Raw genomic sequence first — 17,905 nt, 5'->3', positions numbered from 1 at the left:
GCCGCGAATGCGGCCTTTTCAGGACAACGAGGCTTTGACAGCGATGCCGCAGGGTGCGCCGTGCGTACCGAAGAACCACGTCACCCGTGCGCGCACGGCGCACCCTATCGTTTAGCCCTTATGCAGCGCTTCGGCCGCTGCCAGCACCTTGTCGACATGGCCGGCGACCTTGACGTTGCGCCACTCTTCACGCAACACGCCGTCCTTGTCGATCAGGAAGGTGCTGCGCACGATGCCCATGTATTCCTTGCCGTAGTTCTTCTTCAACTGATAGACGCCGAACAGGTCGCACAGCTGGTGCTCCTCGTCGCTGATCAGCTCGAAGGGAAACGCCTGCTTGCTCTTGAAGCTTTCGTGCTTCTTCAGACTGTCCATCGACACGCCGAAGATCAGCGTGTTGGCCGCCTTGAACTGCTCGAAGCGAGCACTGAAGTCCATGCCCTCGGTGGTGCAGCCCGGGGTCGCGTCCTTCGGATAGAAATACAGCACGACCTGCTGGCCCTTGAGGGCGGACAGCTTTACCTGCTGGCCACTGGTGGCCTCGGCCTGGAAGTCGGCAACGGCTTTGTCGAGTTCAACGGACATGGAAACTCCTTGTATGCGGCTATCAGGGATTCTGCGGGCGCCAGGGTTCGATCAGCGCATCCAGATTCAGCGCATCGGCGAAATCGAGGAACTGATCGCGCAGCCAACTGATCTGCGTGCCGGCCGGCAGCGTCACGGTCAGGGTGGCGTTGAGCATGGTGCCGCCGGTCTGCGGCGCCTGGTAGGTGTCGCAGGTCAGAGCTTCCAGCTCGACGCGGTGGTCGATGAAGAACTGGCACAGCTCGTTGAGAATGTCCGGGCGATACACGGCGCTGACGTAGGCCACATAAGGCAACGCCTGCGGGCGCACTTCGGCGGCGGCGCTGCGCGCCAGGTCCACCGTGAAGTCATGCTTCTTGGCCAGCAGCGGCAGGCTCGACTCCAGGCGCGCCAGTGCGTCCCAGCTACCGGACACCTGCAGCACCAGGGCGCTGAATTCACCGTGACGGCTCAGGCGAGTGCTGATCACCGCGCAACGGTTCTCATGGCTGGTGCGGCTGAGCAGGTTGGTCAGGGCCATGGCGTCGCGGCCGAGGGCGCTGATGACGAGGAATTGTTCGCGAACGAGGGGGGTGGACATGCAGCCTTCCTAAAGCGATGAACGGTCCACGCACGAGAAGCCGCAGACCAAAGACAGCAGGTTAGCGAAAAGCACCGCCGAGGGGAATGGCGAAGCCTTGTGCATCGGACGACGGCCTGCGCCACTGGCAGGTCGTGGAAAAACGCCGGTAGCGTGCAAACGACCTGATAAGCCCGTGTCCGTTGCTTGTGCCGGATTGGTGGCACCAGTACCATTACCGCTCAATTTTTCCGGCAGGAGCGGTTGCATGATTGCGGGCAGTATGGTGGCACTGGTCACGCCCATGGATGCGCAGGGTGGTCTGGATTGGGAGGCCCTGAGCAAATTGGTGGATTTCCACCTGCAAGAGGGCACCAATGCCATCGTCGCGGTCGGCACCACCGGTGAGTCCGCCACGCTGGAAGTGCCCGAGCACATCGAAGTGATCAAGCGCGTGGTCAAGCAGGTTGCCGGCCGTATCCCGGTTATCGCCGGCACTGGTGGCAACTCCACCCGTGAATCGGTCGAGCTGACCCGTGCCGCGCAGGAAGTCGGCGCCGACGCTGCCCTGCTGGTCACCCCGTACTACAACAAGCCGACCCAGGAAGGCCTGTACCTGCATTTTCGCCACATCGCCGAAGCCGTCTCGATCCCGCAGATTCTCTACAACGTGCCGGGCCGTACCGTCTGCGACATGCTGCCGGAGACCGTCGAGCGCCTGTCGAAGATCGACAACATCATCGGCATCAAGGAAGCCACCGGCGACCTGCAGCGCGCCCAGGACGTGCTGAATCGCGTCAGCAAGGATTTCCTCGTCTACTCCGGTGACGACGCCACTGCGGTCGAGCTGATGTTGCTGGGCGGCAAGGGCAACATTTCCGTCACCGCCAACGTTGCGCCGCGAGCCATGAGCGACCTGTGCGCGGCTGCCATGCGTGGCGAGGCGGCCATCGCCCGCGCCATCAACGACCGTCTGATGCCGCTGCACAAGGCACTGTTCCTCGAATCCAACCCGATTCCGGTGAAATGGGCGCTGCACGAAATGGGTCTGATGGGCGACGGTATTCGTCTGCCGCTGACCTGGCTCAGCCCGCGCTGTCACGAACCGCTGCGCCAGGCCATGCGCCAGTGCGGTGTATTGGCTTAACTCAAGGATTCTACGCATGAAGCGACTGGCCGGATTTTCCGCCCTTGCTCTGATCGTCTCCAGCACCAGCGGTTGTGGCTGGCTCTGGGGTGAAAATGGCTACTTCCGTGATCGCGGTAGCGACTACCTGGAAGCACGCCAGACTGCACCGATGCAATTGCCGGCCAACGTCCAGGCCAAGCGCCTCGACCCGCTCCTGCCGGTGCCTGCCCAGGTAGCCAGCAGCACCGCGACCCCGGCCGAATTCGAAGTGCCGCGCCCGCAAGGCCTGCAGGTGCGTGCCGACGAGCGCGAGTTCAGTCTGCAGCGTAGCGGCGACTCGCGCTGGGTCGTGGCCCAGCGCGTACCGGCCGAAGTCTGGCCGCTGGCGCGTCAGTTCTTCGAAGACAACGGTTTCCGCATCGCCAGCGAGCGTCCGCAAACCGGCGAATTCATCACCTCCTGGCAGCGTTTCGATGAGCTCTCCACGAGCATGGCGCGCAGTCTGAGCAGCCGCGTTTCCGGCGTGGCGGCGGATGCCGAAACCCGCGTGCGCGTGCGCATCGAGCCAGGCGTACAGCGCAACACCAGTGAAGTCTTCGTCACCAGCGCCGAGCGTCCTGCCGGCAGCAGCGCCGATGTCGATTTCGCTGCCCGTAGCGGCAACGCCAGCTTCGAAGCTGCACTGCTCGACGAAATGCTGGTGAGCATGGCCCGTGGGGTGGAGCAGGGCGGTTCGGTATCGTTGCTCGCCGCGCGCGACTACGATGCGCCCAGTCGCGTCAGCCTGAGCGAAGACGGCAACGGCAACCCGGTGCTCAACCTTGGCGCCGATTTCGACCGCGCCTGGTCCGGCGTCGGCCGTTCGCTGGAGCTCGGCAACGTGCGCGTCGACGACCTCAACCGCAGCCTTGGCCTGTACTACATCAACATGGCCGAGGGCGCTCAGATCAACGAGGAGAAGCCAGGCTTCTTCGGTCGCCTGTTCGGCAGCGAGCCGAGCAAGGAAGAGATCGAAGCCCGCGCCGAGCGCTACCAGGTGCGCCTGACGCCGGTTGGCGATGGCGTCCAGGTCACCGTGGAAAAAGACCTCAACACCATTGCTCCGGCTGAGGTATCGCGCCGCGTGCTGAGCCTGATCCAGGATAATCTCGGCTGATCAGTGCCAGCAGGCCGTTGAAAAGCGGCCTGCAGCGCGCCCCAGCCGTTAATCGATGGGCGAAACCCGCAAAGGTTTCGCCTTGCTTAGTGTGAAAGTCGCGTAGCGACGTCTTCCTTCAGTCCTTCTCCCTCGGGGAGAAGGTGGCGCGAAGCGCCGGATGAGGGAGGGCATGCCGCGAAGGCTTTCATCATTCGGGATGCCTCTCGCGGCATACCCGTTTGCCAGAAACGGAAATGCCGACATGAGCACACCCACCACCCTGAGCCTGAAGAAGATCTACTCGGGCAAGGTCCGCGACCTCTACGAAATCGACGACAAGCGCATGCTGATGGTGGCCACTGATCGTCTGTCGGCATTCGACGTCATTCTCGAGCAACCGATTCCGGAGAAGGGCAAGATCCTCACCGCCATCTCCAACTTCTGGTTCGACAAGCTGGCTGGCGTGGTGCCCAACCACTTCACCGGTGACAAGGTCGAAGACGTCGTGTCCGCCGCCGAGCTGCCACTGGTCGAAGGCCGTGCGGTCGTTGCCAAGCGCCTCAAGCCGGTCGCCGTGGAAGCCATCGTGCGGGGCTACATCGTCGGCTCCGGCTGGAAGGAATACCAGAAGAGCGGCACCGTCTGCGGCATCGCCCTGCCGGCCGGCCTGAAGGAAGCGGCCAAACTGCCGCAACCGATCTTCACTCCCTCGACCAAGGCCGCTGTCGGCGATCATGACGAGAACATCAGCTTCGCGCAGTGCGAAGCCATCATCGGTGCCGAACTGGCTGCCCAGGTGCGTGACACCGCGATCAAGCTCTACACCACGGCTGTCGAGTACGCCGCCACCCGCGGCATCATCATCGCCGACACCAAGTTCGAATTCGGCCTGGACGAAGACGGCACCCTGACCCTGATGGACGAAGTGCTGACCCCGGACTCCAGCCGCTTCTGGCCGGCCGACAGCTATGCCGAAGGCAGCAACCCGCCGAGCTTCGACAAGCAGTTCGTGCGCGACTGGCTGGAATCCACCGGCTGGAACAAGCAAGCCCCGGCCCCGGCCGTGCCGGCAGACGTCGCGCAGAAAACCGCCGACAAGTACCGCGAAGCGCTGACTCGCCTGACCGCCTGAGCCCGGCGAGAGAAGGCCGGGTAGCCCCCGGCTTTTTCACAAGCGCCTGATAGAACACGAAAATTTTTCAAAATTAGCTTCGCCAAAGCGCATTCAGCTGTTATGATTCGCGCCGCTTGGGAAGATGCCGGAGTGGTCGAACGGGACGGATTCGAAATCCGTTGTGTCAGCAATGGCACCTAGGGTTCAAATCCCTATCTTCCCGCCATTCAAAGAAAAGCCCCTGAAGCTCCCAGAGCTTCGGGGGCTTTTGCTTTCTGCGATATGCAAGGTGTCGAAGAAGCGTCGAAAGCGGGTTGAGACGGCGGCTAGTTCTGGATCGGCGGCCACCTCCTGGCAACGTGCACCAGGGCAAGAATCCAGATCGCGTCACGCTCAGGTCCGATACGCAGGGCCGAAGTGCTCCTGAGGGATCGGCTCACGAGAGTTGGCAGCCTCTCCTTGTTGGCCCGTGCCGTGAGCTCTAAGAGGGCTGTCGGTGACGATCAGATATCCAGTCGATCCTGCAGGGGCTCGCCGTCCAGGCAACCTTCATTCCCAGCCCTTGGCGCGGCGAGCGGCGAACACGGTTTCGACGTCATCGTTGTATCGCCCAAGACCAGCCACTACCGATGCCCTGGCAACAGCGACCTTTAGCTGCGCGAACTCATCATGCTCTCTGGTCTGCTGTTGGCGGATGAAATCGCCCATCAGCTCACGCATGGCCTGGGAGGCTGGCCGGTGTACTGCTTTAGCGGCTGCCATGAATTCTTCGAGCAAACTGGGCTCCAGCTTCAAGTGGAAGACGGCTTCCTTGGCCATGCTGCTTCACCTCAGACAAGAAACGGGGCAGTTCTTTGCTGGAGCATACCTGGCTTGAACATGAATCTGTCGCCTTGTCCTTTCTGAGGCTCTGACACACCCATCCCTTGATTGTGATCCGCCGCGCTGATGATGCCGACCCAGGAGGGGCGTCAGGCAGTTATTGGGGCAAGGGTCGCAAGGAATTGGCCAGGTGCAGGGAGTGCTCTTCCTGACATTCAGATTTGTCCCATAGCCACCAAGTGGTGGTGTGCGCGCATGCTTGCCGCTCAATTCCTACAACCAAGGAAAGGGTATGGCAGTGGGTTATTTCATCCGCCGAGGCGATAAAACCACCTGCGGTGGCGTGGTCCTGGATGGTCACCCGAGCTTTCGCATGCACGGCATTCCTGTGGCGCGTGAGGGTGATCCGGTGACGTGCGGCAAGGACGGCAAACGCTATGTGATAGCAGGAGGTATCCAGCACTTCATGGCAAAGGGGCGCGTGGCGGGCACTTTGGACAGTTTCAGCACCTGCCCTTGCCAAGCCCGCTTGATCCACTCGTTGCCAAGTGCGACCTATCAGTCGGTTTCCAGCCCTGTCCCCAGCGCAGCGGTCAGCCCCTCACCGGTAGCATCTACGGTGCATGCTCAGGCCTCCCTGACCAGGCCGCCAGAGCACCCATCTGCCGGGAGTCCGACCAGATCGTACGTGAAGGACGTGCAGGTGTTCATCGGCGATCCCGAGCAGGCCTGCGTATTTGCCAAAACCTGCACCGTGCCACCTGCGTCAACCGAAGCCGGGACGCAGATCGAACCCGTGGCCAACTTCGGCCAGGCCGTGGTGATGGGTTCGACGGCGATCGTCAGCACGGAAGGCGGCGCAACCCTTGGTCGTGTAGCCGGGCAAGCTACTCTGGAAACGCTCGGCACCTGGAGCTTGCGCGGTACCGCCGCCGCGGCTGGTACAGCGGCCAGCACCCTGTTGTTGGCATTGTGGCCAACCAGTATGGGCACCTCGACCCTGACCGAGGAACAGTTACGCGAGATGACGATAGCCCCTACCCGGGTACGCTTTCAGTTTCGCCGTGATGCCGAAGGCATCATGCGGGTATATGGCATCCACACCAGCGCAACCTCGGGCATGGACCGCGTGCCGGTAGTCAGCCAGTGGCGCCAGGTCGGCAGCGCCATGGAAGCGCAGTTGGGCGGGGTCACCATCATCTGGACGCCGAACAATGGCCCGGTGGTGCAAGCGCCGACCACCTATCCGGGTGTGACTGACGCGCTGGATAATATCCTGGTGCATCCTGTCGCGGAGGGCACCGATAGCCAGCTCGAAATTTATCCTGCCTCGGACGATATGACCTGGCAGGACTGCATCCTGGTCTTCCCTGTTGAGTCCGGTGTACCGCCGCTGTATCTGGTGTTTGCCAAGCCAGCGGTCAATCCGTTGGAGGTAGACGTTTATGGTGCATTCAGCGGGAGGCCCCGCAATGGGTTGCATGTGGATCACATGCCTTCGCAGGCGGCGTTGAAGCGCTACCTGGAGGGAGTTGCTGACCTCGACGACGACGAAATTGAAGCTCTCATGAAGAATGTCGCCAGCATTGCTATTCCTGCCAGTGTCCACCAGAAAAATAGCGAAACCTATGGCTGGAGAAACACCCAGGCTAAGCAATTACTCGATGCAGGCAATCTCCGCGCGGCAGTAGATAGCAATTTCGATGCGATTAAGTCTTACATGCTTGGGGAAGGATTTGTCGAATCTGACCTTGAAAAAGCCCGTGCCAGAATGCACAAAATAAATGAAGATCAAGGGTGGTACTGAATGGACGCTTTAACGATTAACCGTTGGGTGGGTGGGCTTGGTAGCACCTATGATGAGCTTGTCACCAAAGGTGTTGTCCCTGACCAATTGTTGAAACCAATGTTTGATACCCGTGAAAATGAGGAACTACTCCAGAGTCCTGCCCCTGGCGTGAAGCTTTGGTTTTGGGCTGAAACCAAGTGTCTTGAAAAAGTAATGATTACGCTGATCCCTACGGTTAGCCAGCCGGTCTATACCGGAAGTTTGCCGGCTCCCTTCACTTTGTCCATGGATCAGAAATATGTGCGTGCTGCTCTAGGAGAACCGATGGTATCCAAAAAGCCTGTCAAACTTCCGGGCGGGCTGGGTATGCGGGGAGGCTCTGATACCTATTATTTAGACCAGGGAACCCATCCAAATATCAAGGTGACCCTCAGCTATTTGGAAAGCCTCGCGGTAAATAACATCAGTTTCACCCTGATCAACAAAGGCCACGACTGACCCGCGCAAGCCAGGGCGCTTCATGGAAGTGTCCTGACTGTCCGACTTCTGACCGAGCAAAAGCTGCGCTGGATGATGGTGGCCCCTACCCGGGTACGCTTTCAGTTTCGCCGTGATGTCGAAGGCATCATGCGGGTATATGGCATCCACACCAGCGCAACCTCGGGCATGGACCGAGTGCAGGTAGTCAGCCAGTGGCGCCAGGTCGGCAGCGCCATGGAAGCGCAGTTGGGCGGGGTCACCATCATCTGGACGCCGAACAATGGCCCAGTGGTGCAAGCGCCGACCACCTATCCGGGTGTGACTGACGCGCTGGATAATATCCTGGTGCATCCTGTCGCAGAGGGCACCGATAGCCAGCTCGAAATTTATCCTGCCTCGGACGATATGACCTGGCAGGACTGCATTCAAGAACGAGGAAACGGACTCGACCGGGACAGCCCATCAGGTTCGGCACTGGAGAAACTCTGCCATTAAAAAGCAGAACTGGTTGCTTCGAGTCTTGACGCCAGGCCGGCTAATGGGTGTCCCCATAGTTCGGGGCTCACTGAATTGAAAAGAACAGTGCTCGTTGCATGCTGCGGTCAGGCCGCGTTACCTGAGGCGTCAATTTACGCGAGGCCTTTGCCTACTGGCTCCGTCTCCCGGCAGTGGCATTTGCGGCATGGCATGCAGAGGGATCAGCGCTCCAGGGTGCTGGATCACCGCCCCCGCGAGGCGGTGGCCCCAGTACGCCGCTGTCACTGGATCGCTCGCCAGCAGGCGGGCAGCCAGATAGCCGGCACTGAAGGAGTCACCGGCGGCGGTAGTATCCACAACACGCTCCACCCGCTCCGCCATCGCTTCAGCACGACCATTCGGCGTGCTCAGCAGGCAACTTCGAGCGCCCCGTTTGAGCACCACCTCGCGCACCCCACAATCGGCGTAATGCCTGAACAACTGCTCCGGCGTTTCGAAGCCGAAGAGGGCGACATCGTCCTCCCAGGTTACGAGGGCCATGTCGGTGATGGCGAGTAGCGCTTCGTATTGAATGCGGGCATGGGCAGCATCCGACCAGAGACGCGCCCGATAATTGTTGTCGAATACTATGTGCGAACCACGACTCCGAGCCTGTGCCAGCGCACCGAGCAGACGTTCACGCCCTTCGCTGGTCAGGATCGCCAGGCTGATGCCGCTCAGGTAGAGCACTCCGTAGTCCGCGAGTGACGCCAATAGATCTTCGGCACCTGGCCCGTCGAAGCAATGGCGCGCCGCGGCTTCGCCACGCCAGTAGAGGAAATTTCGCTCGCCATGCGCATCGGTCTGTATCAGATAGAGGCCGGGCAGCCTGTCCGGCAGTACGCGAACCCGACCATCGCCAACGCCTTCTTCGCGCCAGCGCTCGCGCATCGCCTGGCTCAGTGCATCTTCGCCTACCGCAGTGATGTAGTCGGTGACGATGCCGCTGTCTCGGCACAGACGGTTCAGGTAGATGGCCGTATTGAGCGTGTCCCCACCGAAGGTCTGCCGCACACTTCCGTCAGGACGCTGCTGAAGCTCGACCATGCATTCGCCGATCAGCCCTACCTTGATTGGGGCGGAGGAATTGAACAAGGCAGTCATATGCACTCCTGATGCTTGTGTGCAACCTGTGATCGCGGGAGAAGGGGGCGCTCAGCTCATCCGTGCTCTGTGCTGGCGACTTGCTTCTCAGAAGCGCGTCGCGAGCGTTTCAACGACCTTCAGCGCATCGTCCACCAGCAACACCTGGCGCCATTTATCGAAGGTCAGGCAGGGATGGGATGTGCCGAAGGAAAGGATGTCGCCTACGGCAAGGTCCGTCCCGGCCGGTACGCTGAGGTACAGGTGCTGGTCCATGAGGCTTCGCACGGTCCAGTCGAATACATCCTGTGGCGGTTTCCCTTCGGCGTACCAGCGCTGGGGCATCGGCAGGTCCGGATCGCAACCGATGTCGCGCTTGCCGAGCGCAATGATCGCGAGCCCCGGCTCGGGTAGGGATTGAACGTGGGCGAACACTTCCAGCGCTGGCATCAGCTCACCCTGCAAGTCTGGATGCCGGGCCTTCACGTCCTCCATCGCACCGGCATACAGCTTGTGATCGTGCACGACATAGCAGCCAGGGCGGAGCAACGGTATGTATTCGTCGCGCAGGTCGGCCCGATCGAAGGCTTCGGCGATCAGGTCGAACCACTTCGATCCTGACGCCGTGATCAGCGGCTTGGGCAGCGCGAGTGCATTGCTCCGCTTCAGCCGCCTGACCGTATCCACTAGCCGATCGGCATAGGCGCGGACGCCGGCAATCGGGTCCTGCCCGCCGATGAGGCCCTCGTAGCCCTCGATGCCGGTCAGGGAGAGGGCCGGCAATTCGGCGAGTGCAGCGAGTAGCGCATCCAGTTCCCCGTCATTGCGTACGCCACAACGGCCGCCTTCGACTCCCAGCTCGATCATCACTTGCAGGCGCAACCCGCGTTCCGCGAAGAAGGCATTGAGTGCCCGGGTGTTTTCCACCCCATCCACCAGGCAATGGAACTCCGCGCCTTTCGCGATCAGGCCGGCCACCAGCGACATGTTGGCGGTGCCGACCAGTTGGTTGGCCATCAGCATCCGAGTCACGCCATGCTCAAAGGCCGCCACGCACTGAGTCGCGGTGGCCAGCGTGATGCCCCAGGCGCCGGCTTCGAGCTGGCGGTGGAACAGGCCGGGGGTCATGGTGGTTTTGCCGTGGGGCGCCAACCGCGCGCCATGGCGCTCAGCGAAGGCCTGCATCCAGGCAATGTTATTCAGCAATGGGCGTTCGTAGATGACCGCCGCCGGCAAGCTGACGTCCTGCAGCAGCGATTGTCCCGAGCCTGCAATTGCGCCTTTTTCCAAAGCGGGCTGCGGCGTGGCGGACAGGGCAATGGGTTCCATGTTGGGTCCTTGGTGGATGTTCAGCGTGTCATGGGAGGTCACGCAGAGCCGCATTTGCTGGCGCCGAGTGGGTGAGTCGATTGAATCATGGAAAATAACTTTCACAAATATTTTTTCTAGGTTAGAAATTATCACAACCCGAACGCGACCCTTCAGTCGTGCCTTCGGCCAGCAATGGAGTCATCAAGTGAATTTGGAAATCGACATCCTGTCGCGCATCACCGAACGCTATCCCACCCTGCGCGAAGCCGAGCGCAAGGTTGCCGCATTGGTCATCGAGGACATCGATTTCGTGACCAGCGCCAATATCTCGACCATTGCGGCCCGCGCAGGTGTCAGCGATGCAAGCGTCACCCGCTTCGCCAAGTCCATCGGCTGCCAGGATGTACGTGATCTGAAGCTACGGCTCGCGCAATCGCTTGCGGTCGGTCGTCGCTTCATCCAGGAAGCAACCGAGGCAGACGGCATCGGCGTGGTGTACGAAATCGCCAAGCAGACCCTGGACCTCAATCGCGAACTCATGGCCAGCGCGGACCTCGATGGCGCGCTCGACCTGCTCGATGGCGCGCGGCAGATTGTCGTCTTCGGCGCAGGCGGCGGTTCGGCCGTCCTGGCGCAGGAACTGCAATTTCGCCTGGTGCGCCTGGGCTACGCCATCAGCGCCTATCCTCAGGCGCTGATGCCGCGCATGGTGGCCGCCACGCTCGACCCCAACGATGTGGTGGTCGCACTGTCACTCACCGGCTTTACCCCGGAGATTGTCGATGCGGCCCGCATTGCCCGCAGTTACGACGCGCAGGTGCTTGCGCTCACTGCGTCGGACTCGCCGCTGGCGCAGCAGGCCAATGTGGTGCTTCCCGTCGCGTCGCGCGAAACCGACTTCATCTACCACCCTTCGTCGTCGCGCTACGCCATGCTGGCGGCCATCGACGTCCTTGCGATGAGCCTGGCGCTGCGGCACCGACAGCGTTCGCGAGACAAGCTGCGTCGGTTGAAGCTCACGCTCGATGCCCATCGTGGCGGCGACAACCGCCAGCCGCTGGGAGATTGATGCATGCCCCAGCACGCCAACCTGCTGATCCGCAATGTTCAGCTCATCGATGGCACCGGTGCCGCGCCCTATAGCGGCGATCTGGCCGTGCGCGGCGAACGTATTGTCGCCCTCGGCGACCTCAGCGCTTGGTCCGCCGATACCTGCATCGAGGGCGACGGGCGCTGCCTGTCGCCCGGCTTCATCGACGTCCATACCCATGACGACATCAATGTCATCCGTACGCCGGAGATGTTGCCCAAGCTCACCCAGGGCGTAACCACCGTCGTCGTCGGTAACTGCGGCATCAGCGCTGCGCCGGTGCGCCTGCCCGGCGATGACGTCCCCGACCCGATGAATCTGCTGGGCCGTGTCGAGGACTTTCGCTATCCCGCGTTCAGCACCTATGCCGAATCGGTGGACCTGGCCCGCCCCAGCATCAATGTCGCGGCGCTGATCGGCCATACGGCGTTGCGCGCCAACTTCATGGATCGTTTCGATCGTCCCGCCAGCGCGGACGAGATCCAGCGGATGCGCATCGCCCTGCGCCAGGCACTGGCCGACGGCGCTATCGGCCTGAGTTCGGGGCTCGCCTATATCAATGCCCGGCAGGCTCCGGAAGCTGAAATGCGCACACTGGTTGAGGAAGTGGGCGCCGCGGGCGGCATCTACGCCACGCATCTGCGCGACGAGTTCGCCGGTCTTCTGGACGCGATGGACGAGGCGGTCGCTACCGCCCGCCATGGCGACGCGCCGCTGGTCATTTCTCATTTGAAGTGCGCTGGGGTAGGGAATTGGGGCACCGCGCCGCTGGCGCTCGAGAAACTCGAGCAAGCGGCACGGAACCACGCCTGCCACTGCGATTGTTATCCCTATACCGCGGGCTCCTCGACGCTGGACCTGGGACAGGTCACCGACGAGATCGAGATTTTCATCACCTGGTCCGATCAGCACCCCGAGATGGCGCGCCAGCCGCTGCAAGCCATCGCAGATGCCTGGAATGTCTCGCTGCTCGAGGCCGCCCGTCGCCTGCAGCCCGCCGGAGCGGTCTACCACAACATGGCCGAAGAGGACATGCGGCGCATCCTGAAGCATCCGCTGAGCATGGTCGGCTCCGATGGCCTGCCGAACGACCCCCATCCGCATCCCCGGCTGTGGGGCACTTTTCCGCGCGTCATCGGGCATTTCTGCCGCGACCAGCGGCTGTTCACCCTGTCCGAGGCCATCCACAAGATGACCGGGCTGTCGGCAAGCAGCTTCGGCCTGGGTGATCGCGGTGAGCTCCGCGTAGGCGCTTACGCCGACCTGACCCTGTTCGACTTCGACAACGTGCAGGACCGCGCCACCTTCGACGAGCCAATCGCCGCGGCACGGGGCATCGAGCTGGTCGTGGTCAACGGAGCGGTGGCATACCAGCACGGGCGCCTCGTCCAGCGCGCCGGCCGCCTGCTCAAGCGCACCGCCAAATCCTCTCATTCACTACCCAACACCAAGGAGCACGCATGAGCATCAAACGATATGGCGCCGAAGGCGGCACCGGCACCGGCGGACAGAAACTGCCTTTCTCGCGCGCCGTAGAAGCCGGCGGCTGGCTGTACGTTTCCGGACAGACGCCGATGAAAGACGGTGAGGTCGTCGAGGGCGGCATCATCGAGCAATCCCGCCTCGCCTTGCAGAACTGCCTGGACATCATGGCGGAGGCTGGCTACGGCGTCGAAGACGTCGTGCACGTGACCACAGTGCTCACCGACGCCCGCTACTTCAGCTCCTTCAACAAGGTGTTCAAGGAAGTCTTCGGCGACCACCCGCCAGCCCGCATCTGCAGCGTTCAAGACCTGGTCGTCGATTGCAAGGTCGAGGTCGACGTGAAGTGCTTCAAGGCGTCTCGCGCCTGATGCCACTGCCATCCGCTGCGAAGGAGGAAAACCACCACATCACCTGTTGACCGAGCCGGCGCCCCGCATTCTCCGGCTCGCATGACTGCTACCTCACTCAACAATCATTCCAATATGAGGTCCGGTATGAACAGCAACATCTTTCTCGGCAGTTTCTTCCTGTATCTCCTGGCCATGATCTGGCTGGGCTGGTGGGTTTCGCGAAACCACCGCTCCAGTGGCGACGACTTTCTGCTCGGCGGCCGCAGCATCCCGCTCTTTCTCACGATCGGCACGACCGTTGCGACCATGGTCGGCACCGGTTCGAGCATGGGAGCGGTCGGCTTTGGTTACAACAACGGCTGGGCCGGTGCGCTGTACGGCATCGGCGGGGCGGTCGGCATCCTCCTGCTTGCCGTGCTGTTCGCCTCGGTACGCAAGCTGCGCTTCATGACCATGAGCGAGGAGCTGGCGTATTACGTGGGCGGGAACAGGGTTGTTCGCAACCTGGTGGCCCTGCTGATCTACATCGCCAGCATTGGCTGGCTGGGTGCGCACATTCTGGGTGGCGGCATGTACCTGGCGTGGATCACCGGTATCGACCTGAACACAGCGAAACTCGTAGTCGCCATCGGCTTTGGCCTGTACTGCATCATCGGCGGGTACCTGGCCGTGGTCTGGACTGACACCATCCAGGCGATCTTGCTATTCGTGGGCTTCATCGCCATGGCCGTGTTCGCCTTGATAAAGATCGGCGGCTTCGAGCATCTCACCGATCACATGGATCCCGCCGCCACGGATGCATTCGGGATAGGCACGCTGGGGCTCATTCCAGCGATCTCCCTGGCTGTCGTGGTCGGAGTCGGCGTACTCGCGACACCCTCGTTCCGCCAGCGGATCTATTCGGCGGATTCTGTCAGCAGCGTGCGACGCTCCTTTATCTTTACCGGCGTGCTGTACCTTGGTTTTTCCGTCGTTCCCGCGATCATTGGCATGGCTGCCCACGCTCTCGCGCCGGATCTGGAAAACAGCAACTACGCCTTTCCTTTCCTTGCTACTCAGGTACTGCCGCTCGGGCTGGGATTGCTGGTGATGATCGCCGGCCTTTCCGCCACCATGTCCAGTGCCAGCTCGGACGCGCTAGCCGGCGTCTCCATCATGATGCGCGACCTCTACGCGCTGGTGACCGGCCACATGCCTGCGCCCGAACGCGTAGTGCGCTATTCGCGGTTCGCGCTGCTGTTCACCATCGGCCTGGCACTCGCATTCGCACTCACGTCGGACAACATCATCAGCTACATCACCAAGATGATCGCAACGGTCATGGCCGGCATGTTCGTTTGCGCAATGCTCGGCAAGTTCTGGTCCCGCTACAACTGGCAAGGCGCGATTGCCACTCTGATCGCCGCATCCGCGACCTCGCTCGCCATCATCGCCCATGCGGGCTGGACCGCCTATTGGGGCAACCCGAGCATTCCTGCGGTACTGGCTGCTCTGGTGGCTGGGGTAGTGGTTTCCTTGCTCACCCCGCGTTGCCAGGTCACCCATGAAGAAACACTGGCCCGGCTTGCTGAAGAACGCGAGGCAATGAAAATGCCGATCAAAGCGGCCTCGTGATAGCCACGCCCGGCACGCCGCGTATACCTGGGAATTTGAATGGGAGCGGGAGTGGTATACGAGCGATTCGCCGAGCCGCTGATGAAAAACGGGAAAGCGCCATCCGTGCCAGCGATCTGATGCTAGAACGCATACCGGACCGCCGCCAAAGCGCCTGACCCAGCATTTACCCCTTTAAACAAAGCCGACCGCTGCCGGACGGGAGAGCTTTGCCCAGCGTTCGGCGCGAGAACAATAGGGGACACGATTTACGTAACAACAGGCGAGCAATAGGGGGCAGGGACGGACCGCGATCTACGGAAGATTAATCGTGGTCTGTCCCCGGTTGTTCGCATTTCTGCAAAGCTTTCATGGGCGCCAACTCCGCCGCTTCTGACGCACTGCTCGGCGTTTCGCTGGGGAAATTCCTTCGCGATGAACAGGTGGATAGATTTTTCTGTTGGCCATTTTTAAAGTGGCCAAAAAAATAGCGCCAGCATGGTGATGGATGGTCGTTAACTGCCGCTGAGGGTGCCGATATTCTCCGCTGTAACGCTCGAAGCTTGCCGGCACGGTCATGGATAGATCGGGCGTACGACCGTCGTTCCTCTCTCGGAGTACCGCCCCCATGATCGATCTGTCCACCTGGAACCTGACCATCCCTGTCGGTGTTCCTGCCACTGTCATTGCCACCCCCGTTCTGGCCGGGGGGTATCAGGACCATTACTTTCAGTCGAAGGAGGGCAAGCTGTTTTTCTGGGCGCCGGTCAACGGTACCACCACTGCCAACTCGACCTACCCGCGCAGTGAGTTGCGCGAGACGTTCGCCAACGGCGCTCTGCGCAACTGGCGCTATAGCGCCGCGGATAACGTGCTGAGCGCCACGACGAGAATCACTCAGGTGCCGTCGAACGGGCTGATCGCCTTTTCCCAGATTCATTCGAAGAACAGCACCTCGCCCCCCATGATGCTGGGCTATCAATCCTTGTCGCCCACCGGCTATGGCAATGTGGTGATTTCGTTTCGCGGCAATCCGGCCAGCAGCAATTCCACCAAGATCGTGCTGTCGAGCAAGATCAAGCTGAATCAGGATTTCAGCTATGAGGTCTTTCTGGCGAAGAGCGGCAGGCTGACGATTGGCCTGGTCGAGCCCGGTGGTGCGGTCAAGACCTGGAGCGCTGTGCTCAATTCGGCCTGGGCCAGTCACAACCTGTATTTCAAGGCGGGCGTTTACACGCTCGACAACAACGGCAATGAAACCAGCGCCGGGGCTGCCGTGTTTTCAGCGTTGAAAGTCGAACATCGCTAGTGTTCTGACCTGCACTCGGATCGGGAAGAGTGCAGGCCTTTCAGCCACGTCTGGCGTTGGTCAGTTGCTGCAGGTGGGGGCGTCTGCGCTGCCTGCGGTGCCGCTCAGCGGCTGGGATATCTGCAGGTGGCAGTTGCGCCGCACGGTGTCCTCGAGGATCTGGCTCTGCAGGGGCAGCAGATCGCCGATCAGCAGGTTCTGCAACAGCGGGTTGGCGCGGTACTGGTTGCTGCCCAGCACGGTGTTCTGCATGCCTTCGACGCGGATCATGGCTTTGCCGATGCTTTCCAGGGTGTTGCCGGTGATGACCAGTTGGCCGGCGGTGAGCTGCTCGTTGCGCAGGCTGATGGCGTATTCCGGGGTGGACTGGATGCGGTTGTCGATGATCAGGGCGCCGCTGAGGCCGCTGGCGTCGATGGCGCTGAGCCGGTTGTTGGCGATCAGGTTGTTCTCGATCAGCAGCCCGGCGCCGCCGTTGATCTGCCGCAGCATCACGCCGTAGCCCTTGGACGCGCCGAGGCGGTTGTTCTCGATCAGCAGGGCGCCGCTTTGCTCGCCGACTTCGATGGCGCTCTTGCCGGTGTGCAGGATCAGGTTGTTCTGAATGCGCCCGCTGCTGCTACCGCCGATGCGGATACCGCTGTTGTGCTTTACGCTGTCGATGCGGTTGTCTGCGATCAGGAAGCGGCTGTTGCCCAGGTCTATGCCGTATTGCTGCAGGTGGTTGAACTGGTTGTTGCGGATTAGGGCCTCGCTGTGGCGCAGTTCCAGGGCGCTGGCCATGCTGTCGAAGCGGCTGTTGTCGATCAGGATGCGCGCCGCCGGCCGGGTGGCGGACTGCTGCGCGCTGATGCCGCTGCTGATGCCGCGGGAGAAGTTGGCGTTGTAGCCGATCTTGACCAGATGCGAGTCGACAACCCGCAAACGGCTGCCGGCCCAGTTCATGATGAAGGGCCGGGTAGGGCGGTCGGTGGCCAGCGCGCGGCCGTCGCTCCAGCTTTCCAGACGTGAGCCCTGCACCTGCAGCAAGCCCTGGTTGATCAGTGCGGTGCCCGACGGGCCGAAGAGGTAGAGCACCTGGTCGTCGACGAGCAGGGCGGCGTCTTCGGCAATCATCAGCGGGTAGCTGAGCAGATAGCCGTCTTCATGCTTACGCAGCACCTTTGGGTCGTTCAGTTGCGCGTGCAGTTGCGCCAGGCTGACGCTGCCATCGCGAATGACCACGGCGCGTGGGTGTTGCGCCTGGTAGCCGGCGATGGCGCGGAACAGACCGTTGTGCACGAACGGCTCGAACGGCCAACTGCCCGCCTGCGCCGAATACATCGGCTCCAGGCTGGCGTTGCCGCGCTGCGACGGTGCCGGCAGGTCGAAGGCCGGTGGCTGGCTGTGTTGCATGATCTGCTGGCGGGTGCGCTGTTGCTGCTGCTGTTGCCATTGCGGGTCCAGCGTGTGCAACGCCGCCGGGCCGCCGAGGGCGCTCAGACTGCAGGCTGCGCAGGCCGTCAGCAGCAGCGCGCGGGGGAGGGTCAGTGCCTGGGACATGGTGGCATCC

The 17,905-nt window shown here is 61.8% G+C and carries 17 protein-coding genes and 1 tRNA gene; 12 read left to right on the top strand and 6 right to left on the bottom strand.

Features of this window, described 5'->3' with window-relative positions; genetic code table 11:
- Positions 1–111: 111 nt before the first annotated feature.
- Positions 112–585 (bottom strand): peroxiredoxin, encoded by a 474-nt coding sequence (locus tag ACN0X6_RS09135; RefSeq protein WP_143508542.1) that lies wholly within the window; start codon positions 583–585, stop codon positions 112–114.
- Positions 586–607: 22 nt separating this feature from the next.
- A complete protein-coding gene (locus tag ACN0X6_RS09130) occupies positions 608–1,165 on the bottom strand; it encodes a glycine cleavage system protein R (RefSeq protein ID WP_074681417.1) in 558 nt (185 codons plus the stop codon).
- A 247-nt stretch (positions 1,166–1,412) separates the two neighbouring features.
- On the opposite strand from ACN0X6_RS09130, the gene dapA reads away from it, so the two are divergent.
- From dapA to ACN0X6_RS09110, 4 genes are all read left to right on the top strand, one after another.
- Entirely contained in the window at positions 1,413–2,291 is an 879-nt protein-coding gene (gene dapA, locus ACN0X6_RS09125) for a 4-hydroxy-tetrahydrodipicolinate synthase (protein ID WP_143508543.1), read from the top strand.
- A 16-nt stretch (positions 2,292–2,307) separates the two neighbouring features.
- The gene (bamC, locus tag ACN0X6_RS09120; RefSeq protein WP_417703353.1) at positions 2,308–3,429 is read left to right on the top strand and encodes an outer membrane protein assembly factor BamC; all 1,122 of its coding nucleotides are present in this window, start codon (positions 2,308–2,310) and stop codon (positions 3,427–3,429) included.
- 244 nt (positions 3,430–3,673) lie between these two features.
- Positions 3,674–4,543 (top strand): phosphoribosylaminoimidazolesuccinocarboxamide synthase, encoded by an 870-nt coding sequence (locus ACN0X6_RS09115; RefSeq protein ID WP_045735233.1) that lies wholly within the window; start codon positions 3,674–3,676, stop codon positions 4,541–4,543.
- 118 nt (positions 4,544–4,661) lie between these two features.
- Positions 4,662–4,751 (top strand) — tRNA-Ser (locus ACN0X6_RS09110).
- Positions 4,752–5,074: 323 nt separating this feature from the next.
- On the opposite strand, the gene ACN0X6_RS09105 is transcribed toward ACN0X6_RS09110, so the two are convergent.
- Positions 5,075–5,344 (bottom strand): antitoxin of toxin-antitoxin stability system, encoded by a 270-nt coding sequence (locus tag ACN0X6_RS09105; protein WP_417703350.1) that lies wholly within the window; start codon positions 5,342–5,344, stop codon positions 5,075–5,077.
- 295 nt (positions 5,345–5,639) lie between these two features.
- Here ACN0X6_RS09105 and ACN0X6_RS09100 point away from each other — a divergent pair, with 295 nt between their 5' ends.
- Genes ACN0X6_RS09100 through ACN0X6_RS09090 form a run of 3 tightly spaced genes read left to right on the top strand, consistent with a single transcriptional unit; the run spans position 5,640 to position 8,111 of the window.
- Complete coding sequence (locus tag ACN0X6_RS09100; protein WP_417703349.1) at positions 5,640–7,154, top strand: S-type pyocin domain-containing protein; 1,515 nt, start codon at positions 5,640–5,642, stop codon at positions 7,152–7,154.
- Entirely contained in the window at positions 7,155–7,634 is a 480-nt protein-coding gene (locus tag ACN0X6_RS09095; protein WP_417703348.1) for a DUF6392 family protein, read from the top strand.
- Between the two features lie 33 nt (positions 7,635–7,667).
- Positions 7,668–8,111, top strand: coding sequence for an S-type pyocin domain-containing protein (locus ACN0X6_RS09090; protein ID WP_417703578.1), 444 nt, complete (start codon positions 7,668–7,670; stop codon positions 8,109–8,111).
- Positions 8,112–8,240: 129 nt separating this feature from the next.
- Here the strand turns inward: ACN0X6_RS09090 and ACN0X6_RS09085 are convergent, their stop codons facing one another.
- On the bottom strand, positions 8,241–9,236 hold the full coding sequence (locus tag ACN0X6_RS09085) for a sugar kinase (RefSeq protein ID WP_417703346.1): 996 nt from the start codon (positions 9,234–9,236) through the stop codon (positions 8,241–8,243).
- A gap of 87 nt (positions 9,237–9,323) precedes the next feature.
- Positions 9,324–10,544, bottom strand: a complete 1,221-nt coding sequence (locus ACN0X6_RS09080) for an amino acid deaminase (protein ID WP_417703345.1) — start codon at positions 10,542–10,544, stop codon at positions 9,324–9,326.
- Between the two features lie 187 nt (positions 10,545–10,731).
- Here ACN0X6_RS09080 and ACN0X6_RS09075 point away from each other — a divergent pair, with 187 nt between their 5' ends.
- From ACN0X6_RS09075 to ACN0X6_RS09055, 5 genes are all read left to right on the top strand, one after another.
- The gene (locus ACN0X6_RS09075; protein WP_192981930.1) at positions 10,732–11,595 is read left to right on the top strand and encodes a MurR/RpiR family transcriptional regulator; all 864 of its coding nucleotides are present in this window, start codon (positions 10,732–10,734) and stop codon (positions 11,593–11,595) included.
- A gap of 3 nt (positions 11,596–11,598) precedes the next feature.
- A complete protein-coding gene (locus ACN0X6_RS09070) occupies positions 11,599–13,080 on the top strand; it encodes an N-acyl-D-amino-acid deacylase family protein (protein ID WP_417703344.1) in 1,482 nt (493 codons plus the stop codon).
- The gene (locus tag ACN0X6_RS09065; RefSeq protein WP_417703342.1) at positions 13,077–13,469 is read left to right on the top strand and encodes a RidA family protein; all 393 of its coding nucleotides are present in this window, start codon (positions 13,077–13,079) and stop codon (positions 13,467–13,469) included. The genes ACN0X6_RS09070 and ACN0X6_RS09065 overlap by 4 nt, the downstream gene beginning before the upstream one ends.
- 126 nt (positions 13,470–13,595) lie before the next feature.
- Entirely contained in the window at positions 13,596–15,065 is a 1,470-nt protein-coding gene (locus ACN0X6_RS09060) for a sodium:solute symporter family protein (RefSeq protein WP_417703341.1), read from the top strand.
- Positions 15,066–15,672: 607 nt separating this feature from the next.
- Positions 15,673–16,353, top strand: a complete 681-nt coding sequence (locus ACN0X6_RS09055) for a polysaccharide lyase family 7 protein (protein ID WP_417703340.1) — start codon at positions 15,673–15,675, stop codon at positions 16,351–16,353.
- A 60-nt stretch (positions 16,354–16,413) separates the two neighbouring features.
- On the opposite strand, the gene ACN0X6_RS09050 is transcribed toward ACN0X6_RS09055, so the two are convergent.
- Positions 16,414–17,895, bottom strand: coding sequence for a right-handed parallel beta-helix repeat-containing protein (locus tag ACN0X6_RS09050; RefSeq protein WP_417703338.1), 1,482 nt, complete (start codon positions 17,893–17,895; stop codon positions 16,414–16,416).
- Between the last annotated feature and the right edge of the window lie 10 nt (positions 17,896–17,905).

It is taken from the genome of Pseudomonas sp., from assembly GCF_048269965.1.
Lineage (GTDB): Bacteria > Pseudomonadota > Gammaproteobacteria > Pseudomonadales > Pseudomonadaceae > Aquipseudomonas.
The sequence above is the reverse complement of the archived record's forward strand: the minus strand, read 5'-3'. Positions and strand labels throughout refer to the sequence as shown.

What these genes read in the sequence shown, in the direction of transcription:
- ACN0X6_RS09135 (WP_143508542.1), bottom strand. Translation starts at nt 585, where the DNA reads ATGTCCGTTGAACTCGACAAAGCCGTTGCCGACTTCCAGGCCGAGGCC.
- ACN0X6_RS09130 (WP_074681417.1), bottom strand. Translation starts at nt 1,165, where the DNA reads ATGTCCACCCCCCTCGTTCGCGAACAATTCCTCGTCATCAGCGCCCTC.
- dapA (WP_143508543.1), top strand. Translation starts at nt 1,413, where the DNA reads ATGATTGCGGGCAGTATGGTGGCACTGGTCACGCCCATGGATGCGCAG.
- bamC (WP_417703353.1), top strand. Translation starts at nt 2,308, where the DNA reads ATGAAGCGACTGGCCGGATTTTCCGCCCTTGCTCTGATCGTCTCCAGC.
- ACN0X6_RS09115 (WP_045735233.1), top strand. Translation starts at nt 3,674, where the DNA reads ATGAGCACACCCACCACCCTGAGCCTGAAGAAGATCTACTCGGGCAAG.
- ACN0X6_RS09105 (WP_417703350.1), bottom strand. Translation starts at nt 5,344, where the DNA reads ATGGCCAAGGAAGCCGTCTTCCACTTGAAGCTGGAGCCCAGTTTGCTC.
- ACN0X6_RS09100 (WP_417703349.1), top strand. Translation starts at nt 5,640, where the DNA reads ATGGCAGTGGGTTATTTCATCCGCCGAGGCGATAAAACCACCTGCGGT.
- ACN0X6_RS09095 (WP_417703348.1), top strand. Translation starts at nt 7,155, where the DNA reads ATGGACGCTTTAACGATTAACCGTTGGGTGGGTGGGCTTGGTAGCACC.
- ACN0X6_RS09085 (WP_417703346.1), bottom strand. Translation starts at nt 9,236, where the DNA reads ATGACTGCCTTGTTCAATTCCTCCGCCCCAATCAAGGTAGGGCTGATC.
- ACN0X6_RS09080 (WP_417703345.1), bottom strand. Translation starts at nt 10,544, where the DNA reads ATGGAACCCATTGCCCTGTCCGCCACGCCGCAGCCCGCTTTGGAAAAA.
- ACN0X6_RS09070 (WP_417703344.1), top strand. Translation starts at nt 11,599, where the DNA reads ATGCCCCAGCACGCCAACCTGCTGATCCGCAATGTTCAGCTCATCGAT.
- ACN0X6_RS09065 (WP_417703342.1), top strand. Translation starts at nt 13,077, where the DNA reads ATGAGCATCAAACGATATGGCGCCGAAGGCGGCACCGGCACCGGCGGA.
- ACN0X6_RS09060 (WP_417703341.1), top strand. Translation starts at nt 13,596, where the DNA reads ATGAACAGCAACATCTTTCTCGGCAGTTTCTTCCTGTATCTCCTGGCC.
- ACN0X6_RS09055 (WP_417703340.1), top strand. Translation starts at nt 15,673, where the DNA reads ATGATCGATCTGTCCACCTGGAACCTGACCATCCCTGTCGGTGTTCCT.
- ACN0X6_RS09050 (WP_417703338.1), bottom strand. Translation starts at nt 17,895, where the DNA reads ATGTCCCAGGCACTGACCCTCCCCCGCGCGCTGCTGCTGACGGCCTGC.